Source organism: Methylobacterium dankookense (assembly GCF_902141855.1).
In the GTDB taxonomy this organism is placed as follows: Bacteria; Pseudomonadota; Alphaproteobacteria; order Rhizobiales; family Beijerinckiaceae; genus Methylobacterium; species Methylobacterium dankookense.
Window position 1 is genome coordinate 138,454 of sequence record NZ_CABFVH010000007.1, and the last position, 16,494, is coordinate 154,947.

Sequence of the window (16,494 nt, forward strand, 5' to 3'; positions counted from 1 at the left end):
CGTTCGCTCTCACTCGGCCGCCTGCGGCAGCCTCACGTTCCCGTCCGCGGCCTTGCGAGCGACCAGATCCGCCGGCGGCAACCCGCGCCCTTTCACCAAGGCGTAGACCGCCGGGATCACCACCAGCGTCAACACCGTCGAGGAGACCATCCCACCGATCATGGGAACCGCGATCCGCTGCATGACCTCGGAGCCCGAGCCGGTGCTCCAGAGGATGGGCAAGAGGCCAGCCATGATGGCGACCACCGTCATCATCTTCGGGCGTACCCGCTCGACGGCACCGACCATGATGGCCCGCTGCAGGTCCGCCCGCGCAAGTGGGCGGCCCTCGCGCGCGCAGCCGGCGCGGACCTCGTCGAGGGCATGGTCGAGATAGACCAGCATGATCACGCCGGTCTCGGCGGCGACGCCGGCCAGGGCGATGAAGCCGACCGCCACCGCGACCGACATGTTGAAGCTCATCCACCAGAGCAGCCACACCCCGCCGACCAGGGCGAAGGGCAGCGACAGCATCACGATGAGCGTCTCGGTCAGCCGCCGGAAGTTGAGGTAGAGGAGTAGGAACACGATCAGCAGCGTCAGCGGCACCACGAAGGAGAGGCGCGCCTCGGCCCGCTCCAGGTACTCGTACTGCCCGCTCCACTGCAGGCTCGTGCCCTGCGGCAGCTTGACCGTGTCCGCCACGGCCTTGCGCGCCTCGGCCACGTAGCCGCCGAGGTCTCGCCCCGCGATGTCGACAAACAGGTAGACCGCGAGTTGCCCGTTCTCGGTGCGGATCGAGGTCGGCCCGCGTGTCAGTTCGACCTTGGCCACCTCGCCAAGCGGCACCGTGCCGCCCCCCGGCAGCGGCACTTGCACCTCGTTCGCGATGGCCCTGGGGTCCGAGCGGAAGGCCCGCGGGTAGCGCACGTTGACGGTGTATCGCTCGCGGCCCTCGACGGTGTTCGTCACGGTCTGCCCACCGAGGGCCGTCGCGACAACGTCCTGCACGTCCCCGACCATCAGACCATAGCGCCCGAGCGCCTCGCGCTCCGGCGTGACGTCGAGGAAGTAGCCCCCGATGACCCGCTCGGCATAGACGCTCGACGTGCCAGGCACGGTCCGCACCACCGTCTCCACCTGGCGGGCCACCCCCTCCATCGCCGTGAGGTCGGTGCCCAGCACCTTCACGCCCACTGGGGTGCGGATGCCGGTCGAGAGCATGTCGATGCGGGCGCGGATCGGCTGCGTCCAGGCATTCGACACGCCCGGGAACTGCAGGGCCGCGTCCATCTCGGCCTTGAGGCTCGCGAGCGTCACGCCCGGCCGCCACGCCGCCTTCGGCTTCAGGGCGATGACCGTCTCGAACATCTCCATCGGCGCAGGGTCGGTCGCGGTGTTGGCGCGCCCGGCCTTGCCGTAGACCGAGGCCACCTCGGGGAACGACTTGATGATGCGGTCCTGGGTGGCGAGGAGCTCGCCGGCCTTGGTCACCGAGATGCCCGGCAGCGTCGTCGGCATGTAGAGCAGCGTACCCTCGTCGAGCTCCGGCATGAACTCCGAGCCGAGTTGCCGGGCCGGCCATGCGGTCGCCGCCAGCACGCCCACGGCGAGCAGGATGGTGAGCACTCGGGCCCGCAGCACACCGGCGATGAGCGGCCGGTACAGCCAGATGAGGAGGCGGTTCAGCGGGTTGCGGTGCTCGGGGACGATGCGCCCGCGCACGAACAGCACCATCAGCGCCGGCACCAGCGTGACCGAGAGGAGCGCCGCCGCCGCCATGGCGAAGGTCTTGGTGTAGGCGAGCGGTCCGAACAGCCGTCCCTCCTGGCTCTCCAGGGTGAAGATCGGCAGGAAGCTCACCGTGATCACGAGGAGCGAGAAGAACAGGGACGGCCCGACCTCGCTTGCCGCCTCGACCAGGACCTCGACCCGAGGTTTGTCCGGTGGCGCCCGCTCCAGGTGCTTGTGGGCGTTCTCGATCATGACGATGGCGGCGTCGACCATGGCACCTACGGCGATGGCGATGCCGCCCAGGCTCATGATGTTGGCGCCGATGCCGAGCGCTTTCATACCGGCGAAGGCCATCAGGATGCCGACCGGCAGCATCAGGATGGCGACGAGCGCGCTGCGTACGTGCAGCAGGAAGACGATGCAGACGAGGGAGACGACGACGCTCTCCTCGACCAGCGTGTGCCGCAGTGTGTCGATGGCCGCGTCGATGAGCTGCGAGCGGTCGTAGACCGGCAGGATCTCGGTGCCCGCCGGCAGGCTCTTGGCGACCTCGGCGAGCTTCGCCTTCACGCCCTCGATGACGTTGAGGGCGTTGGCCCCGAAGCGCTGCAGGACGATGCCACCGGCAACCTCGCCCTCGCCGTTCATCTCGGTTAGGCCGCGCCGCTCGTCCGGCCCGAGCTCGACCCGGGCGACGTCCCTGACCCGCAGCGGCGTGCCGCCGGAGGTCTTCAGCACGACGTTCTCGATGTCGGCGAGGCTCCGGATGTAGCCGCGCCCGCGCACCATGAACTCGAATTCGGAGAGCTCGACCGTGCGGCCCCCGACGTCGGCGTTACTTGACCGGATGGCGTCCCGGAGCTTGTTGAGCGAGATGCCCTGGGCCCGCAGGCGGTTCGGGTCGACGACGACGTTGTACTGCTTGACGAAGCCGCCGACGCCGGCGACCTCGGCCACACCCTCGGCGCGCGAGGCCCCGAACCGGATGACCCAGTCCTGCATCGACCGGAGCTCCGCAAGCGTCCGCTCCTTCGCGACCACCACGTACTGGTAGACCCAGCCGACGCCGGTCGCGTCGGGCCCCAGCATTGGCGTCACCCCGGCCGGCAGGCGGCTCGCCGCGCCGTTGAGGTATTCGAGCACGCGGGAGCGACCCCAGTAGGGGTCGGTGCCGTCCTCGAAGATGACGTAGACGAAGGACACGCCGAAGAAAGAGAAGCCGCGCACCACCTTGGCCTTCGGCACCGTCAGCATCGCGGTGGTCAGCGGATAGGTGACTTGGTCCTCCACCACCTGCGGCGCCTGTCCCGGGTACTCGGTGTAGACGATGGCCTGTACGTCCGAGAGGTCGGGGATGGCGTCGAGCGGCAGAGACCTGAGCGCCAGGATGCCGGCCGCCACAGCGAACACGGTCCCGAGCAGCACCAGCACGAGGTTGCGGGCCGACCAGCCGATCAGGCGGGCGATCATGGCGTCGCCCCCGTGCCCGCCGCCTGCCGGTCGTCCTTCGGTGCGGCGATGGACTGGAGCGCCGCCTTCAGGTTGCTCTCGGCGTCGATCAGGAAGTTCGCCGCCGTGACCACCCGGTCACCGGCCGTGACCCCCTCGCGGATCTCGACGTAGCCCCGGCCGCGCAGGCCGACCTTCACCGCCTTCGGCTCGAAGCGCCCCTCGCCGTGGTCGAGCAGCACGACCTGACGCTCGCCGGTGTCGATGACCGCGTCGTCGGGCACCGCCACCACCGGCTTGGCGTCGCCCGTCGCGATCTCGACGTCCGCGTACATCGACGGGCGCAGGACGCCGTCGGGGTTCGGCAGCTCGATGCGCAGCCGGGCGGTCCGGGTCTCCATGTTGAGGTGCGGGTAGATCCGGGTCACCGTCCCGCTGAAGGTCCGGTCGGGGAAGGCCCGCGCCCGGACCGTCGCCTTCTGCCCCTCCGCCACCCCGGCGAGGTCGCGCTCGGTCACGTCGGCCAGCACCCAGACACGCGTGTGGTCGACGATGCGGAACAGGACGTCGCCGGACTTGGCCTTCATCCCGTCCGAGACGTTGCGCTCGACCACGACGCCGTCCCGGGGCGCGGACCATGTGATGGAGGGTGGCACCTTATGGGTCCGCTCGATCTCGTCGATGACCTCCGGCGGGATGGCGAGGTTCTCTAGACGCCGACGGCCGCCCTCGTAGCCGATGGAGGTCAGGTACTGGGCCGCGACCGCGTTGATCTCGGGCGCGAACAGGCGCAGCAACGGCTGGCCCTTGCGGACGTGGTCGCCCGTTGTGACCGGCTCGACCTTCTCGATGAAGGCGTCCGTGCGCATGGCGATGACGGAGACGCGGCGCTCGTCCTCCCCGACGCTGCCCGGCGCCCGCACCGGCACCGACAGGACCCGGCGCTCCGCGAGCTCGGTCCGCACGCCGGTGCGCTGGACCTTGCCCGGCGAGACCTTCACGACGCCGGCCTCGTCCTCGCCCGCGTAGACGGGAATGTAGTCCATCCCCATCGAGTCCTTCTTCGGCACCGACGAGGTGTCGGCCAAGCCCATCGGGTTCCGGTAGTAGAGGACGCGCCGGGCGTCACCGCCGGGCTTGGCCGCCTCGCCCGGCTCCGCGTGGTGCCCGGCCATGTCTGCGGGCATGGTCTCGCCGTCCCCGTCGTCGAAGCGCACGTCCTCGCTGGCGCGGACGGCCCGGAACTCCCGGCCGTCCGCCGTCACCATCGGCGACGCCGAGTAGACGGGCTTCCCGTCCGGGTCCCAGTAGTAGACCACCGGTCCGGACGCGGGCTTGGACCGGGCCGGCGCCTGCGCGGCGGGCAGCAAGCGGGCGACGCCGTGCCGGACCCGCTCGACGAACGCCGGAACGGGACCGTCCTGCTGTCCGGCCCAGTAGCCGAGGCCCCCCGCCGCGAGCGCAGCGAGGGTGCCGGCGAACCATGCCGAGCGGGTCATTTCGCGGCCTGAAGGACCAGCTTGTCCTCGACCGTGCCGGTCTCGCCCTGGACCTTGGCGGCCAGCGACAGGCGCCAGCGGCCCTGCATCGAGAGCTTGGCCTTGAAACGGTAGATGCCGGGCTCGGTCGAGGGGACCTGCTCGACCTTGGTGGCCATCTCCTCCATGGCATCGGGGGCCATGTCGAGGCGCTTGGCGAAGACTACGGCGTCGGTCACCGGCTTGCCGCTCCGCTGGTCGACGAGCCGGACGGCGATGACGGCCTCGCCGACCTTCGCCTCCTGCTGCACGAGTTCGAAGCGGTAGTCCTTGATGTCCGCCAGGGCGGGCGGGGCGAACGTCGATGCTGACAGGGCGGCGCCGAGCAGCGCGGCCGGCACGGCGCGCGCGAAGGGGTTCTTGGTCACGGGTCTCATCTCCTGAACACGATGGATGGCGAGGCGCGGACGCGCGTCACCGTGCCGGCGCGAGCGCCGGCGGCATCGGGTTCAGGCTCGGGGGGGCTCGGGTAGCGGTGGCCCGTGCAGGCTGGCGAAGGACGCCGTGTCGGGCCAAGCCGGTGCCGCACGCGTCGCGCTTGGCGCCGCGATGGCGATCGCGCTCGGCAGCAGAGAGGCGACGCTGGCGAGGCAGAGCGCCATCAACGGGCAGCCCGACTTGGCGCAGTCCGACTTGTCCGCCTTCTCCGGCGGGCAGCAGGGCATGTCGTCCATGTTCATGCCGCCCATGTCCATGCCGGCATGGTCCATGGCAGGCATCGGCTCGTGCGAGCCGCGAGCCTGAACCATCGCGGACGCGTGCATGCCCGTGGCGGCCGCGGAGGCGGTCACCGGCGTCAAGGCGAGGCTGAGAACCGCCAGGAGCGGGAGCAGCCGCCGGAGGGCGAGCCAGAACGTCACGAATCGACGATGCCAGTTTTCCGGGTCACGCGGAAGGTCGATGGCCGCCCTGGTGCACCTTCCAACGGTGGGAAGGTCAAGAGCCCGCGACGGCCGGGACCGGTACGGTCGATCCCGGCGATCTTCCGAGGTCGTCAGTACCCGTGATGGTGATGGTGGTGGCCCCGGTCGAAGTGAACGGGACGGTCGTAACCGTGGTGATGGTGCCGCTCGTGACCATGGCGGTGACCGTAGCCATGGTGCTGGTGGTGCTCCCAGTGATGGTGGTGGTGCCGAGGACCATGGCCATACCACTGCGCCGAGGCGGCGCCGGGAACCAGGATGAGCGCCGCGACGGCGAGACCTGCGAGACGTGCCTTCATGGTGATGACCTTCCGGTTCGAGAGTGAAGGCAACCTGGACGTGCGGCATTGAACCGGTTCTGAAGCGGGCGCGCAGCTTCCGTTCAGCGAGCGGCGTGCCTTCGCCGGTCAGCCTGCGGCGCCCGGCGGAGATATCTTGGCCGCCTCTACCTCGCGCTCCAGAGGGCTCCCACTAGCGCGACGTTGGCCAGGGCGAGCGCCAGCAGCAGGGCGTAGGCCGCGTCCACGCCGCCGTAGGCAAGCACCATGGCCCCGAGCGACGGGGCGAGCGCCTGCGCTGCCAAGCCCGGCCGGGCGAGCCGCCCAACCAGGGTCGCGTAACGTCCGGGTCCGAACAGCGCGAGCGGCACGGTGCCGCGGGCGATGGAGTAGATCCCGTTACCGGCCCCGTAGAGCACCAGGGCGACGCCGACTGTCGGCACGCCCACCGCAAGGACCGCGAGGCCGGCTGCCACCAGCACCATGGCCACGGTCAGCGTCCATAGCGGGTGATGCCGGCCCTTGTTGGCCATCTCCACGATGCGGGCGCCGACCTGGGCTGGCCCAATCAGAGCGCCGTAGCACACAGCCGCTGCGAGCGCGACGCCGCGGGCCTGGAGCAGCGTGATCAGGTGAACCGAGACCAGCGTCATCACCGTACCGCCCAGGACCAGCACGCCGGCCATCAGCAGGAAGGCCCGCCGCTCGCGCGGCGTCAGCGGATCGCCGTGCCCGTGCGTCCCCTCCGCGCCAGGGGGCGCCGCGGGCGCCGGCGGGATCAGACCGAGCACCAGCGGCAGGGTCACGGCGAGGTGCAGCCCGGCATAGGCGAGGCAGGCGCCGCGCCAGCCGACCTGCTCGACGAGGAAGGCCGAGAGCGGCCAGCAGACGGTGCTCGCGAACCCGCCCCAGAGGGTCAGCGTGGTGATGGCCGGGCGCGCCTCGGCGCCGTAGAGCCGGCCTAGCGTCGCGAAGGCCGGGTCGTAGAGGCCGCAGCCCATGCCGAGGCCGAGGAGAAGCCAGCCAGCGAGGAACGCCGGCAGGTTCGGCGCCAGGCCGATCACGACGTGTCCCGCCGCCAGCAGCAGGGCGGCCAGCGCCAGGACCGGGCGCCCGCCGTGCCGGTGGATGGCGATTCCGACCCGGGGCGAGGCAATTGCCGCCACCAGGAGCCCGATCGAGAGGCCGCCGACCACCCAGGCCAGCGGCCAGCCCGTGTCGGCGGCGATGGGGCCGGCGAGCACCGCCGGCAGGTAGAACGACGAACCCCAGGCGAGGATCTCCACCACCCCCAAGGCCGAGATGACGGTGAGGCGGCCGCGGCCGCTCATGCCGGCGCGCCGCAGCAGGACGCCGATACCGGGCGCCGCGCCGGTGCGGGCGGGCAACAGGTGTCCGTCGCGGCCGGTTCGGGGCCGCCGCAGCATCCGTCAGCGGCGGGGTCCGCCCGGGACGTCGAGCACACCCCGGTCTGCGGCAGGACGAGGTGCACGTCGTCGGCGGCGGCAAGGTCGCCCGCCAGCGCGGCGGCCACCGAGCGGACCTGCTCGAAGCCCGTCAGCATCAGGAAGGTCGGCGCCCGCCCGTAGCTCTTGATGCCGACCGTGTAGAAGCCGGGCTCGGGGTGGGACACCTCGCGGTGCCCGTGCGGCTGGACCGAGCCGCAGGAGTGCAGGTTCGGGTCGATCAACGGCCCCAACGCCCGCACGCTCTCCAGCCAGGGATCGAGGTCGACGCGCAGCTCCCGCGTGAGGGCGAGGTCGGGGCGCTGCCCGGTCGCGGCGACGATCCGGTCCACCGGCCCGAGGGTGCGTGGCCCTTCCGCGGTGACGCAGTCGACTAGGAGGCGTCCGCAGCACTTCCGAATGGCGGTGACCGCGAACCCCAGCGCCAGGGGCAGCCGGCCACCCTCGACCAGGCCGCGCAGCCGCGTGCCGAGGTCGCCGCGGCCGGCGAGCTCGTCGGCCGCCCCGCCTCCGTAGACGCGCGACAGGTCGGTCCCGCGGGTCGCCCAGAGGGCCATGGTCCTCTCCGCCTCGTCGGCGAGGCGCGCGAGGTCGAGCAGCACGTTGGCCGCGGAGTGGCCGGCGCCGACCACCAGGGTGGTCTGGCCGGCGTACACGGCCCGCTCGCGACCGAGCACGTCCGGGATGCCGGTCGCGATCCGGTCGGCGAGCCCGGCCTCGCCGACCGCCGGCAGGCCGCCCGCGCCGAGCGGGTTCGGCTGGCCCCAGGTCCCCGACGCGTCGATGACGGCGCGCGCAAGGTCGCGGCGCGTGTCCCCGCCGGCCCCGGCGACCGTCAGGACGAACGCCGTGTCGGCGCGGCCGCGGCCGGTCACCTTGTCGATGCCGAGGCGCCCGAGCTGCGTCACCCGCGCGCCGGTCTCGACGGCGCCGGCCAGCCCGGGCGTGGCGGCTAGTGGCGCCAGGTAGCGGTCCACGAACTCATGGCCAGTCGGGAAGCCATCCTCGGGCGGGGCGTCCCAGCCCGTCCCCAGGAGCGCCCGGGCCGCCGGGTCGACGTTGTACCGCCACGGCGAGAACAGGCGCACGTGCCCCCACGCCCGCACGTGGGCGCCGACCTCCGGGCCCGCCTCGTAGACCCGCACCGGCAGGCCGCGGGCAAGGAGGTGGGCGGCCGCCGCCAGGCCGACCGGACCGGCGCCAATGACCGCGATCGGGAGCGGTGACGTCGTCTCGAACATGCTCTCCTCCCTAGTTTCCGGAACTATCGAAATAGAGGGCACGGCATCAGGCTGCCTCGCCCGTCCCGGAGCAGGTCTCGTCGGCGCAGCATTCGTCCGCGAGGAACCCGACGAGGGCGTTCATGGCGGGGTAGACGGCCCGGCAGATCAGGGTGGTGGCCTGCCGCTCCTGCGAGACCAAGCCGGTGAGGATCAGCCGGTGCAGGTGGTGCGACAGCGTCGAGGCGGCGGGAATGCCGACGCGCTCCTGCAACTGGCGCACCGGCAGGCCGGCGTGCCCGGCCCGCACCAGCGCCCGGTAGATCCGGAGCCGGGCAGGGCTGCCCAGCGCCTCAAGCTGCCTGGCGGCTTGTTCGACGTTCATGGAACAACCCTGAGGCCAGCGCTCCGCTCGGTCAAATGCTATTTCGATGGGGGTCGAATTAACTGCGGAACCATAGCATCGCCAAGCTGCTTGAAGGGGCCTCACCCATCCGTCGCATCCCTCTCAGTCGCAGGTCCCGCCGGGACCTGCGCAAGGCAAAGTTCGATGACCACCCCTTCTCTGTTCTGGCTGCACGTGCCTTTGGAGACGACCCGCGGCGACTACCTGGAGGTGCCCTTCGGTGGAAAGTTGGTCGTGTTGGGCAAGCCTGCGGTCCTGTGCGAACGACCCCTCCATGTGCCGGATTCGCTCACTGCCGCGACGACGGCCGTCGTGCGTCAGTGGCTCCTGTTCGACCCGCTCCCGGAAAGCGACGCGCGGGCGCTTTTGGAGGAACTCCGGGCGAAGTTTCCGGTCCTCTCCCTTCGCCAGGATGCAGCTCTCAGGGTCGGTGCGTCGGACCTTCATGTAGCGTCGCACCATCTCTACACCGGGATTATTCCCACCCTGATCCCTGCCCACCTGACACCGTCGCCTACCTGGGTCGATCTTCAAATCAGGAGCCACATGGATGGGCGGTCGACGCTCGGGTCCATCCTCGCTGGCTGCCCGTCGGTGACGGACGAGCGCATCCTCACCGCGCTCGATCTCCTTGTTGCGTCACGCTACGATGTCCTCCCGCGCTCGATCTTCCTGGCGCAACTGACGATCTTGGATGCTCTCGCGGTGCGGGCTGAGCGCCCACCGGGAATCAGGGCGTGGCTTTCTGAGAAGATCGAAGAGGCCAAAGCCTTGCAGGACGGGGGGCTTCTGTCGAGCCTCGAAAACCTCAAGCTCGGCTCCCACGGTGCCGCCGTCCGAGCCCTTGTCGGCAGAGCAGCCGAGGCCAAGGGCATGAGTGGCGAGAAGCAGAAAGCGCTTAAGAGCTTGGCGGGAAAGCTTTACGGGGTTCGCTCTAGCCTCTCTCACGCCGGGGCCGGAAGTGACTTGGATGTCCAGGGTGCAAAAAATCTTGCTAGGTTGGTCCTAGACGCCGCGATTGAGCACCCGGCCGTGCTTGATCCGGCTTACGGCACGCGCTCAGTGTAGGCCACGGGCGGAAGCGCCGACCGGTTCGCTTCAAACCTCGCGCGGAGCCGGCCTTGGGGCAGCCCCGCGCTCGTACCAGCCCTGGCTGCGGTTCACGATCCACACGACCGAGAGCATGACCGGCACCTCGATGAGGACGCCGACCACGGTGGCGAGCGCCGCGCCCGAGTTGAAGCCGAACAGGCTGATGGCAGCCGCGACCGCCAGCTCGAAGAAGTTCGAGGCGCCGATCAGGGCCGAGGGGCCCGCGACGCAGTGCTGCTCTCCCGCGGCGCGGTTCAGGAGGTAGGCCAGCCCCGAGTTCAGGTAGACCTGAATCAGGATCGGCACGGCGAGCAGGCCGATGACCGCCGGCTGCGCCAGGATCTGCTCGCCCTGGAAGCCGAACAGCAGCACCAGGGTCGCCAGGAGCGCGACGAGCGAGGCGGGCCCGAGCTTGGCGAGGAGCCGGTCCAGCGCCGGCTGGCCTCCCGAGGCAAGGAGGCTGCGGCGCACGACCTGCGCGATGATCACCGGGATGACGATGTAGAGGACCACCGAGAGCACTAGCGTGCCCCAGGGCACGGTGATGGCCGAGAGGCCGAGCAGCAGGCCGACGATCGGCGCGAAGGCCACCACCATGATGGTGTCGTTGAGCGCGACCTGGCTCAGGGTGAAGTGCGGCTCGCCCCGGGTCAGGTTCGACCACACGAACACCATCGCGGTGCAGGGCGCCGCCGCCAGGATGATGAGCCCGGCGATGTAGCTGTCGATCTGATCGGCCGGCAGGTAGGGCTGGAACAGGTAGCCGATGAACAGCCAGCCGAGCGCCGCCATCGAGAACGGCTTCACCGCCCAGTTGATGAACAGCGTCACGCCGATGCCGCGCCAGTGCCGGCCGACGTGGCGCAGCGAAGCGAAGTCGATCTTGAGCAGCATGGGGATGACCATGAGCCAGATCAGCACCGCGACGGGCAGGTTCACCTTGGCGACCTCGGCCGCGCCGACGGCGTGAAAGAAGCCGGGCATGACGTGGCCGAGCGCGATGCCGGCCACGATGCAGAGGGCGACCCAGACGGTCAGGTAGCGTTCGAACAGGGACATCGGGCTTCCTCAGGCGGTGGCGACGCGGCGGCCGTGCTCGTCGACCACGCGCTCGCCGCCCTCCTTCACGAACTCCCCCCGTTGGTCCGGCAGCAGGTCGAGCACGGCCTCGGACGGCCGGCACAGGCGCACGCCCTTCGGGCTGACCACGAGCGGGCGGTTCAGCAGGACCGGATGGGCCTCAATCGCGTCGAGGAGCTGCTCGTCGGTCAGCGACCGATCGGCGAGGCCGAGTTCCGCGTAGGGCGTGCCTTTCTCGCGCAGCACGTCCCGGACCGAGAGGCCGGCACGGGCGAGCAGTTGCTTGATGAGCGCCCGGCTCGGAGGCGTCTTCAGGTACTCGACCACGTGCGGCTCGACGCCGGCGTTGCGGATCATCGCCAGGGTGTTGCGCGACGTACCGCAGGCGGGGTTGTGGTAGATGACGACGTCCATCACGCGACCTCCGGGTGGGCCGAGGTGGCGCCGGCGAGCTGGCCGATCTCCCGGACCTTCGACGACAGGGCGACCTGGTCAAGGCTGCCGAGCGGCAGGGCAACGAAGGCCGCGATCCGATTCTTGAGGTAGCGCTGGGCGGTGACGAAGGCGCGCTTGCGCTCCATCTCCGAGCCCTCCGCCTCCGCGGGGTCCTCGATGCCCCAGTGGGCCGCCACCGGCTGGCCGGGCCAGTACGGGCACGCCTCGCCAGCGGCGTTGTCACAAACGGTGAAGACGAAATCCATGACGGGGGCGTCAGGCCCGGCAAACTCGTCCCACGACTTCGAGCGCAGGCCCTCGGTTGGGTAGTCAATCTCTCGCAGGACCTGCAGCGCCAGCGGGTGCGGCTCGCCCTTCGGTTGGCTGCCGGCCGAGAAGGCGCGGAAGCGCCCGCCGCCCTCCTTGTTGAGCATGGCCTCGGCCAGGATCGAGCGGGCCGAGTTGCCGGTGCAGAGGAAGAGGACGTTGTAGGCGGGCTCAGGCATGGAGGGTGTCCCCGGTGGTGCAATCGCAGGCGGCGAGCGCGGCGACGGCCGGGTTGCACACCTCCGGGTGGCCCTGGCAGCAGTCGCGCATCAGAAACTGGACGAGGTCTGATAGGCCGGCATAGGCGGCGCTGTAGATGACCGACTTGCCCTCGCGCCGGGACGTGATCAGCCCGGCATGCGAGAGCTCCTTGAGGTGGAAGGAGAGATTGGTGCCGGCGACGCCCACGGTCTCCGCGATGACGCCGGCCGCGAGGCCGTCGGGACCGGCCGTGACCAGGGCGCGCACGACCCGCAGGCGATGCTCCTGTCCGAGGGCCGCGAAGGCGGCGAGGGCTTGCCGTTCGTCCATCGAATGACCTACATATCAACTTCTGTTGAAACGTAGAGGAATCAAGCGCCTTGGACAAGCCCCAGCAGCCGTTCGCCGACGGGATGCCCAACCTCTCCGAGGCGCATTTCGAGGTGCCGACCGCCGAGCGCGTGGAGGTGTCGATGCCGCTCGCCCACGCGCCGCGCTTCCTGATCCTCTACGGCTCGCTGCGCGCGCGCTCGTTCAGCCGCTTCCTGGCCTACGAGGCGGCGCGCCTGCTGGAAGCGATGGGTGGCGAGGTGCGGATCTACGACGCCCACGGGCTGCCGCTGCCCGACGACGCCACCGCCGACCACCCGAAGGTGCAGGAGCTGCGGCAGCTCTCGATCTGGTCCGAGGGCCAGGTCTGGGTCTCGCCGGAGCGCCACGGCAACCTGACTGGCGTGATGAAGAGCCAGATCGACTGGCTGCCCTTGAGCGAGGGCTCGGTCCGGCCGACCCAGGGGCGGACGCTCGCGGTGATGCAGGTCTCGGGCGGCTCGCAGAGCTTTAACGCCGTGAACTCTCTGCGGGTGCTCGGGCGCTGGATGCGGATGATCACCATCCCGAACCAGTCGTCCGTGCCGATGGCCTACAAGGAGTTCGACGACGCCGGCCGCATGAAGCCGGGCCCCCTGTACGAGCGCGTGGTCGACGTATGCGAGGAGCTGATGAAGTTCACGCTCCTGACCCGCGGGAGGGCCGACTACCTCGTCGACCGCTACAGCGAGCGCAATGAGCGCGAGCCGGAACGGCTCAAGGCCATCGCTTCCGACATCGGTTTCGCCAAGCCCTAGGCTTGCGTCGTCGACGATGATCGTTCGCTGGACTCCGGCCCTCACGAGTGGGCGCGGTAGGCGCGACGGAGCAGGCGCGTGTTATGCCGCGCCTGTTCCTCGACCGGGAGCGGGCTAAGGCATCAGGCGAAGTCCTCGTCGTAATACATCGAGTCGTCCACCTTGCCGTCGGTCTCAAGCTCCGGTTCCATGTAGGCGATCCGCCCTGCGACGCGCTCGAACGTCATCACAGTCGTGAAGACGATCTTGTCGCCATGGAACGCCCGATCCTGGTCGTTCTCGCCGTTCAGCGATCCGGTCAGGGTCGCGACCAGCGCGTCGTCACTCGGCTTGAAATCGTATTCCTCGATGTAGAGCTCATCGAAGTAGGCGTTCGTCGAGGCGATCTCGCCGTCCAGGCCCCCCTCGATCATCATCGGGTCGTCCTGGACGAACGCGTTGACATCGTCGCTCAGATGCCTGGACCTCCAGAACCGGCCGTCGAAGTGGCCCTGGCTCGCGAGGAAGTCGCACAGCTCGGACGTGAGATCCTCGACGCCGGGCAGGTCGGCGGGAAGCCCCCGGAGCGTTCCGACTCGCTCGTCCATTAGGCGCAGGTCCGGGATGAGGATTTCAGCCTTGCCGATGTCGCTCAGGGGAAACCTGGTTTCCGCCCGGAGCGCCGCGGCCGTCTTGTATCCGAAGAATGCGGCCACGAGTTCGTGCGCGTGAGAGGAGCCCAGCTTGTTGCCGGTCAGGAGGCGATAGCGCGCGCGCAGGTGGTCCGCGCAGTCCTTGGGAAGGGACATGGCACATCCATTTCACACCGGCGTCTTGAGGGGGTGGTCACAAGCGCTTGATGATCACCCTGCGCCGGCAGAGATGGTTGCCGTTCAGGTATCGATCCGAGATCGAGTTCGCCGCCTTTTGGGTCGCTTGCAGCCCGGGCATCGGCTCCGGTTTGGAATGTAGCCGTCGCGACCACGCTCGGCAACTGGCATCCCGCGATCGGGCGTCTGGTTATCCCGCACCGGACGGGGCTTCGCCCTGCGGGCCCCCATCGGACGCGCCGCGGCGCGTGCGCCCGTCCCGCGCCCCGCTCCTGGCCTTCGCACGCGCGTCCGTGCGAAAAGCCCGGCACCAAGCTCGACAGGGCGGCAACTGGGGGGATGCGGTGATCACCATCGGGATCAGGGCGGCGCCACGCGTGGTCACCTTCGCGGTCTACGACACGGACGCCAAGACGGTCATCAACGTCGAGGAGATCAGGATCCCGGCGGCCTTTGGGACCCCCGACGGGCTGAAGTACCTGCGTAGCAACCTCCTGGACGTCCTGCGCGAGTTCCGGGTCGAGAGGGCCGGCGTGCGGCTCACCGAGCCCAGCGCGCAGTCCCTCAGCATCGACCGCGTCCAGATCGAGGGCGTCATTCAAGAGGCCTTCGCCAGCAGCGAGCTCTCGGCCTATTTCGCAGGCCCGATCGCCACCGGGGCGGCCCGCCTCGGTATCGAGCGGACGCGGTTCAAGCCACTCGCCGACGGCGAGGACGGGTACGGCATCGAGAACTGGGGAAAGATGTCGAAGGAGGAGCGGGAGGCGATCCTGTACGCCATGGGGGCCGAAAATGCTTAAGCCGTACAACAAGGCCGAGCTGACCTTTGAGCGGGTGCGGGACATCGGCGCGGACGGCCGCAACTCGGAGACCTTCCTCTCGCGCGATCACCAGCTCAACGCGGAGATCGTAACGAAGCGGATCGCGAAGGCGAGCCTGGCCTCGCCGGCCGAGTTCTTCGCGGAGTCGCAGGCCCTCTACGCGAGCGCTCATCAGAACGTCGTCCAAATCCACTACGCCTGCTACGACGAAGACCATATCTACCTAGCGATGCCGTTCTACCGCCGCGGCTCGGTGAAGGGCCTCATCACAGGCCGCTACATGACCGTCCGCGAGATCGTCACGGTCGCCTGCCAAGTCCTGAGCGGGCTCCACCACATCCACTCGAAGAAGCTCGTCCACTTCGACGTGAAGCCCGACAACATCCTGCTGTCGGACCGGGGCGAGGCGCTGGTGTCGGACTTCGGGCAGGCCAAGCAGATGAACTTCGTCGGGAAGGCCGAGCAGGACCGGCATTACACCCCCATGATCCCGCCCGAGGCCCTGGCGGAGGATCGGTTCGACCTCACCTTCGACATCTACCAGTTCGGGCTGACCCTCTACCGGATGTGCAACGGGAACGAGGCCTTCCACGCGCAGCTGGCGAAGTACGGTCCGCCGGGACCCGGTTTCGACCGGGCCGGCTTCCGGTATGACGTCCGGAACGGGCGGTTCCCTGACCGCCGGGCGTTCGCGCCGCACATCCCGTCGAAGCTCCGCAAGGTCGTCCGCGCCTGCCTGGAGACAGAGCCCTCCGATCGATACGGTTCCGCCCTGGACGTGGCCAACGCACTGGCCGACATCGACGGCTGCCTGCTCGACTGGCGCCTGGAGGCAACAGCTGATAAGAGAGTTTGGAGGAAGAACGAAAACGGAACGTCGTACGAGTTCACCGTAAACGGGGACGGGAGCTCCGAGTGCTACAAGACGAAGGACGGCGGACGGCGGCAGCGCGTGACCGCCGCATGCCAGACCAAAATCTCCGAGCGGGACGTGGAGCGGCTGCTAGGTTCCTACTGATGGCCAAGATCAAGAACGACCCGAGCCGATACGTCAGGCGCTCCAGCCTTGCTGGGCGCCCGGCCGCCTGCGCGGGCGAAAAGGGCGATCAGGCGAACCGGAAGCCCGAGCGGGATTTCCTGGCCGCCCCCATCGGCGACGACTTCTACGTGGATTTCCGACCTCAGGGCCGTCGAGACAACACATAGAGATCCGCGTGACTGCGCCGCGGATCGCATTCGGGCCGTCCGGACGTGAGACGGGGCGAGCGACCGGCCCCGCACCGGCGCGACGATGTCACCGCTTTGCACTGCAAGGCCGGCCGTAAACCGTGCCGTCGTGCTCCAGGGTGCCGTCCGGGCGCACGACGAGATCGACATCGTACGGGACCTCCGCTCCCCCCATGCCGTAGCACTGGGGCGACCGGACGCGGCCGCCGCCAAAGGTGGCCCGTCGGCAGTCCATCAGGTCGATGCCGACCTCGCCGGGTCCGGAGCCAACCTCGATCGTGGGTAGGTCCTGCCCGACCGCGCAGTAGCGGCCCGGCACCGGCTGGGGCTCCGCGGCGGCCGGCGCGGCGGCGAGCAGGGCGATGAGGGTCAGGGCGCGCAC

19 protein-coding genes are annotated in these 16,494 nt (G+C 69.6%); 6 read left to right on the forward strand and 13 right to left on the reverse strand.

Translation table 11 applies throughout. The features are described from left to right. Positions 1 to 9: 9 nt before the first annotated feature. The 4 genes from MTDSW087_RS08560 to MTDSW087_RS08575 all read right to left on the reverse strand — a co-directional run bounded on the left by MTDSW087_RS08560 (position 10) and on the right by MTDSW087_RS08575 (position 5,560). Positions 10 to 3,183: an efflux RND transporter permease subunit gene (locus MTDSW087_RS08560; RefSeq protein ID WP_109951712.1), complete on the reverse strand. Its 3,174-nt coding sequence runs from the start codon at positions 3,181 to 3,183 to the stop codon at positions 10 to 12. Then, on the reverse strand, positions 3,180 to 4,661 hold the full coding sequence (locus MTDSW087_RS08565) for an efflux RND transporter periplasmic adaptor subunit (protein WP_109951711.1): 1,482 nt from the start codon (positions 4,659 to 4,661) through the stop codon (positions 3,180 to 3,182). Before MTDSW087_RS08565 ends, MTDSW087_RS08560 begins: the two co-directional genes overlap by 4 nt. Next, complete coding sequence (locus MTDSW087_RS08570) at positions 4,658 to 5,068, reverse strand: FixH family protein (protein WP_109951710.1); 411 nt, start codon at positions 5,066 to 5,068, stop codon at positions 4,658 to 4,660. Before MTDSW087_RS08570 ends, MTDSW087_RS08565 begins: the two co-directional genes overlap by 4 nt. 81 nt (positions 5,069 to 5,149) lie before the next feature. After that, the gene (locus MTDSW087_RS08575) at positions 5,150 to 5,560 is read right to left on the reverse strand and encodes a hypothetical protein (RefSeq protein WP_109951709.1); all 411 of its coding nucleotides are present in this window, start codon (positions 5,558 to 5,560) and stop codon (positions 5,150 to 5,152) included. 143 nt (positions 5,561 to 5,703) lie between these two features. Between MTDSW087_RS08575 and MTDSW087_RS08580 the strand changes: the two genes are divergently transcribed. Beyond that, positions 5,704 to 5,949 (forward strand): hypothetical protein, encoded by a 246-nt coding sequence (locus MTDSW087_RS08580; RefSeq protein ID WP_144762843.1) that lies wholly within the window; start codon positions 5,704 to 5,706, stop codon positions 5,947 to 5,949. Positions 5,950 to 6,068: 119 nt separating this feature from the next. Here the strand turns inward: MTDSW087_RS08580 and MTDSW087_RS08585 are convergent, their stop codons facing one another. From MTDSW087_RS08585 to MTDSW087_RS08595, 3 genes are read right to left on the reverse strand one after another with little or no spacing between them, the layout of a single operon-like run. Continuing rightward, the gene (locus tag MTDSW087_RS08585) at positions 6,069 to 7,232 is read right to left on the reverse strand and encodes an MFS transporter (RefSeq protein ID WP_109954149.1); all 1,164 of its coding nucleotides are present in this window, start codon (positions 7,230 to 7,232) and stop codon (positions 6,069 to 6,071) included. Continuing rightward, positions 7,229 to 8,608 (reverse strand): FAD-dependent oxidoreductase, encoded by a 1,380-nt coding sequence (locus MTDSW087_RS08590; protein ID WP_109951707.1) that lies wholly within the window; start codon positions 8,606 to 8,608, stop codon positions 7,229 to 7,231. Before MTDSW087_RS08590 ends, MTDSW087_RS08585 begins: the two co-directional genes overlap by 4 nt. Before the next feature lie 46 nt (positions 8,609 to 8,654). Beyond that, complete coding sequence (locus tag MTDSW087_RS08595) at positions 8,655 to 8,972, reverse strand: ArsR/SmtB family transcription factor (RefSeq protein WP_109951706.1); 318 nt, start codon at positions 8,970 to 8,972, stop codon at positions 8,655 to 8,657. A gap of 165 nt (positions 8,973 to 9,137) precedes the next feature. Here MTDSW087_RS08595 and MTDSW087_RS08600 point away from each other — a divergent pair, with 165 nt between their 5' ends. Beyond that, positions 9,138 to 10,061 (forward strand): hypothetical protein, encoded by a 924-nt coding sequence (locus MTDSW087_RS08600; protein WP_109951705.1) that lies wholly within the window; start codon positions 9,138 to 9,140, stop codon positions 10,059 to 10,061. 30 nt (positions 10,062 to 10,091) lie between these two features. Here the strand turns inward: MTDSW087_RS08600 and arsB are convergent, their stop codons facing one another. Genes arsB through MTDSW087_RS08620 form a run of 4 tightly spaced genes read right to left on the reverse strand, consistent with a single transcriptional unit; the run spans position 10,092 to position 12,458 of the window. Then, entirely contained in the window at positions 10,092 to 11,144 is a 1,053-nt protein-coding gene (gene arsB / locus MTDSW087_RS08605; protein WP_109951704.1) for an ACR3 family arsenite efflux transporter, read from the reverse strand. 9 nt (positions 11,145 to 11,153) lie between these two features. Next, on the reverse strand, positions 11,154 to 11,579 hold the full coding sequence (arsC, locus tag MTDSW087_RS08610) for an arsenate reductase (glutaredoxin) (RefSeq protein ID WP_091882014.1): 426 nt from the start codon (positions 11,577 to 11,579) through the stop codon (positions 11,154 to 11,156). Beyond that, positions 11,579 to 12,106, reverse strand: a complete 528-nt coding sequence (locus MTDSW087_RS08615) for an arsenate reductase ArsC (protein WP_109951703.1) — start codon at positions 12,104 to 12,106, stop codon at positions 11,579 to 11,581. The genes arsC and MTDSW087_RS08615 overlap by 1 nt, the downstream gene beginning before the upstream one ends. Then, positions 12,099 to 12,458 carry an ArsR/SmtB family transcription factor gene (locus MTDSW087_RS08620; RefSeq protein ID WP_091882020.1) on the reverse strand — a complete coding sequence of 120 codons (360 nt, stop codon included), beginning with the start codon at positions 12,456 to 12,458 and terminating at the stop codon, positions 12,099 to 12,101. Before MTDSW087_RS08620 ends, MTDSW087_RS08615 begins: the two co-directional genes overlap by 8 nt. Before the next feature lie 50 nt (positions 12,459 to 12,508). On the opposite strand from MTDSW087_RS08620, the gene arsH reads away from it, so the two are divergent. Next, complete coding sequence (arsH, locus tag MTDSW087_RS08625) at positions 12,509 to 13,255, forward strand: arsenical resistance protein ArsH (protein ID WP_109951702.1); 747 nt, start codon at positions 12,509 to 12,511, stop codon at positions 13,253 to 13,255. A 122-nt stretch (positions 13,256 to 13,377) separates the two neighbouring features. Here the strand turns inward: arsH and MTDSW087_RS08630 are convergent, their stop codons facing one another. Next, complete coding sequence (locus tag MTDSW087_RS08630) at positions 13,378 to 14,043, reverse strand: hypothetical protein (RefSeq protein ID WP_109951701.1); 666 nt, start codon at positions 14,041 to 14,043, stop codon at positions 13,378 to 13,380. Positions 14,044 to 14,408: 365 nt separating this feature from the next. Between MTDSW087_RS08630 and MTDSW087_RS08635 the strand changes: the two genes are divergently transcribed. Genes MTDSW087_RS08635 through MTDSW087_RS08645 form a run of 3 tightly spaced genes read left to right on the forward strand, consistent with a single transcriptional unit; the run spans position 14,409 to position 16,091 of the window. Then, entirely contained in the window at positions 14,409 to 14,864 is a 456-nt protein-coding gene (locus MTDSW087_RS08635) for a hypothetical protein (protein ID WP_091882029.1), read from the forward strand. 34 nt (positions 14,865 to 14,898) lie between these two features. Beyond that, the gene (locus tag MTDSW087_RS08640; protein WP_238178673.1) at positions 14,899 to 15,903 is read left to right on the forward strand and encodes a serine/threonine-protein kinase; all 1,005 of its coding nucleotides are present in this window, start codon (positions 14,899 to 14,901) and stop codon (positions 15,901 to 15,903) included. After that, positions 15,903 to 16,091: a hypothetical protein gene (locus tag MTDSW087_RS08645; RefSeq protein ID WP_109951700.1), complete on the forward strand. Its 189-nt coding sequence runs from the start codon at positions 15,903 to 15,905 to the stop codon at positions 16,089 to 16,091. The genes MTDSW087_RS08640 and MTDSW087_RS08645 overlap by 1 nt, the downstream gene beginning before the upstream one ends. A gap of 88 nt (positions 16,092 to 16,179) precedes the next feature. On the opposite strand, the gene MTDSW087_RS08650 is transcribed toward MTDSW087_RS08645, so the two are convergent. Next, complete coding sequence (locus MTDSW087_RS08650) at positions 16,180 to 16,494, reverse strand: hypothetical protein (RefSeq protein WP_238178676.1); 315 nt, start codon at positions 16,492 to 16,494, stop codon at positions 16,180 to 16,182.

Bases quoted from the DNA above. Each gene is read 5' to 3' on its own strand.
- MTDSW087_RS08560 (WP_109951712.1), bottom strand. From the start codon at position 3,183: ATGATCGCCCGCCTGATCGGCTGGTCGGCCCGCAACCTCGTGCTGGTG.
- MTDSW087_RS08565 (WP_109951711.1), bottom strand. From the start codon at position 4,661: ATGACCCGCTCGGCATGGTTCGCCGGCACCCTCGCTGCGCTCGCGGCG.
- MTDSW087_RS08585 (WP_109954149.1), bottom strand. From the start codon at position 7,232: ATGAGCGGCCGCGGCCGCCTCACCGTCATCTCGGCCTTGGGGGTGGTG.
- MTDSW087_RS08590 (WP_109951707.1), bottom strand. From the start codon at position 8,608: ATGTTCGAGACGACGTCACCGCTCCCGATCGCGGTCATTGGCGCCGGT.
- MTDSW087_RS08595 (WP_109951706.1), bottom strand. From the start codon at position 8,972: ATGAACGTCGAACAAGCCGCCAGGCAGCTTGAGGCGCTGGGCAGCCCT.
- MTDSW087_RS08600 (WP_109951705.1), top strand. From the start codon at position 9,138: ATGACCACCCCTTCTCTGTTCTGGCTGCACGTGCCTTTGGAGACGACC.
- arsB (WP_109951704.1), bottom strand. From the start codon at position 11,144: ATGTCCCTGTTCGAACGCTACCTGACCGTCTGGGTCGCCCTCTGCATC.
- arsC (WP_091882014.1), bottom strand. From the start codon at position 11,579: ATGGACGTCGTCATCTACCACAACCCCGCCTGCGGTACGTCGCGCAAC.
- MTDSW087_RS08615 (WP_109951703.1), bottom strand. From the start codon at position 12,106: ATGCCTGAGCCCGCCTACAACGTCCTCTTCCTCTGCACCGGCAACTCG.
- MTDSW087_RS08620 (WP_091882020.1), bottom strand. From the start codon at position 12,458: ATGGACGAACGGCAAGCCCTCGCCGCCTTCGCGGCCCTCGGACAGGAG.
- MTDSW087_RS08630 (WP_109951701.1), bottom strand. From the start codon at position 14,043: ATGTCCCTTCCCAAGGACTGCGCGGACCACCTGCGCGCGCGCTATCGC.
- MTDSW087_RS08645 (WP_109951700.1), top strand. From the start codon at position 15,903: ATGGCCAAGATCAAGAACGACCCGAGCCGATACGTCAGGCGCTCCAGC.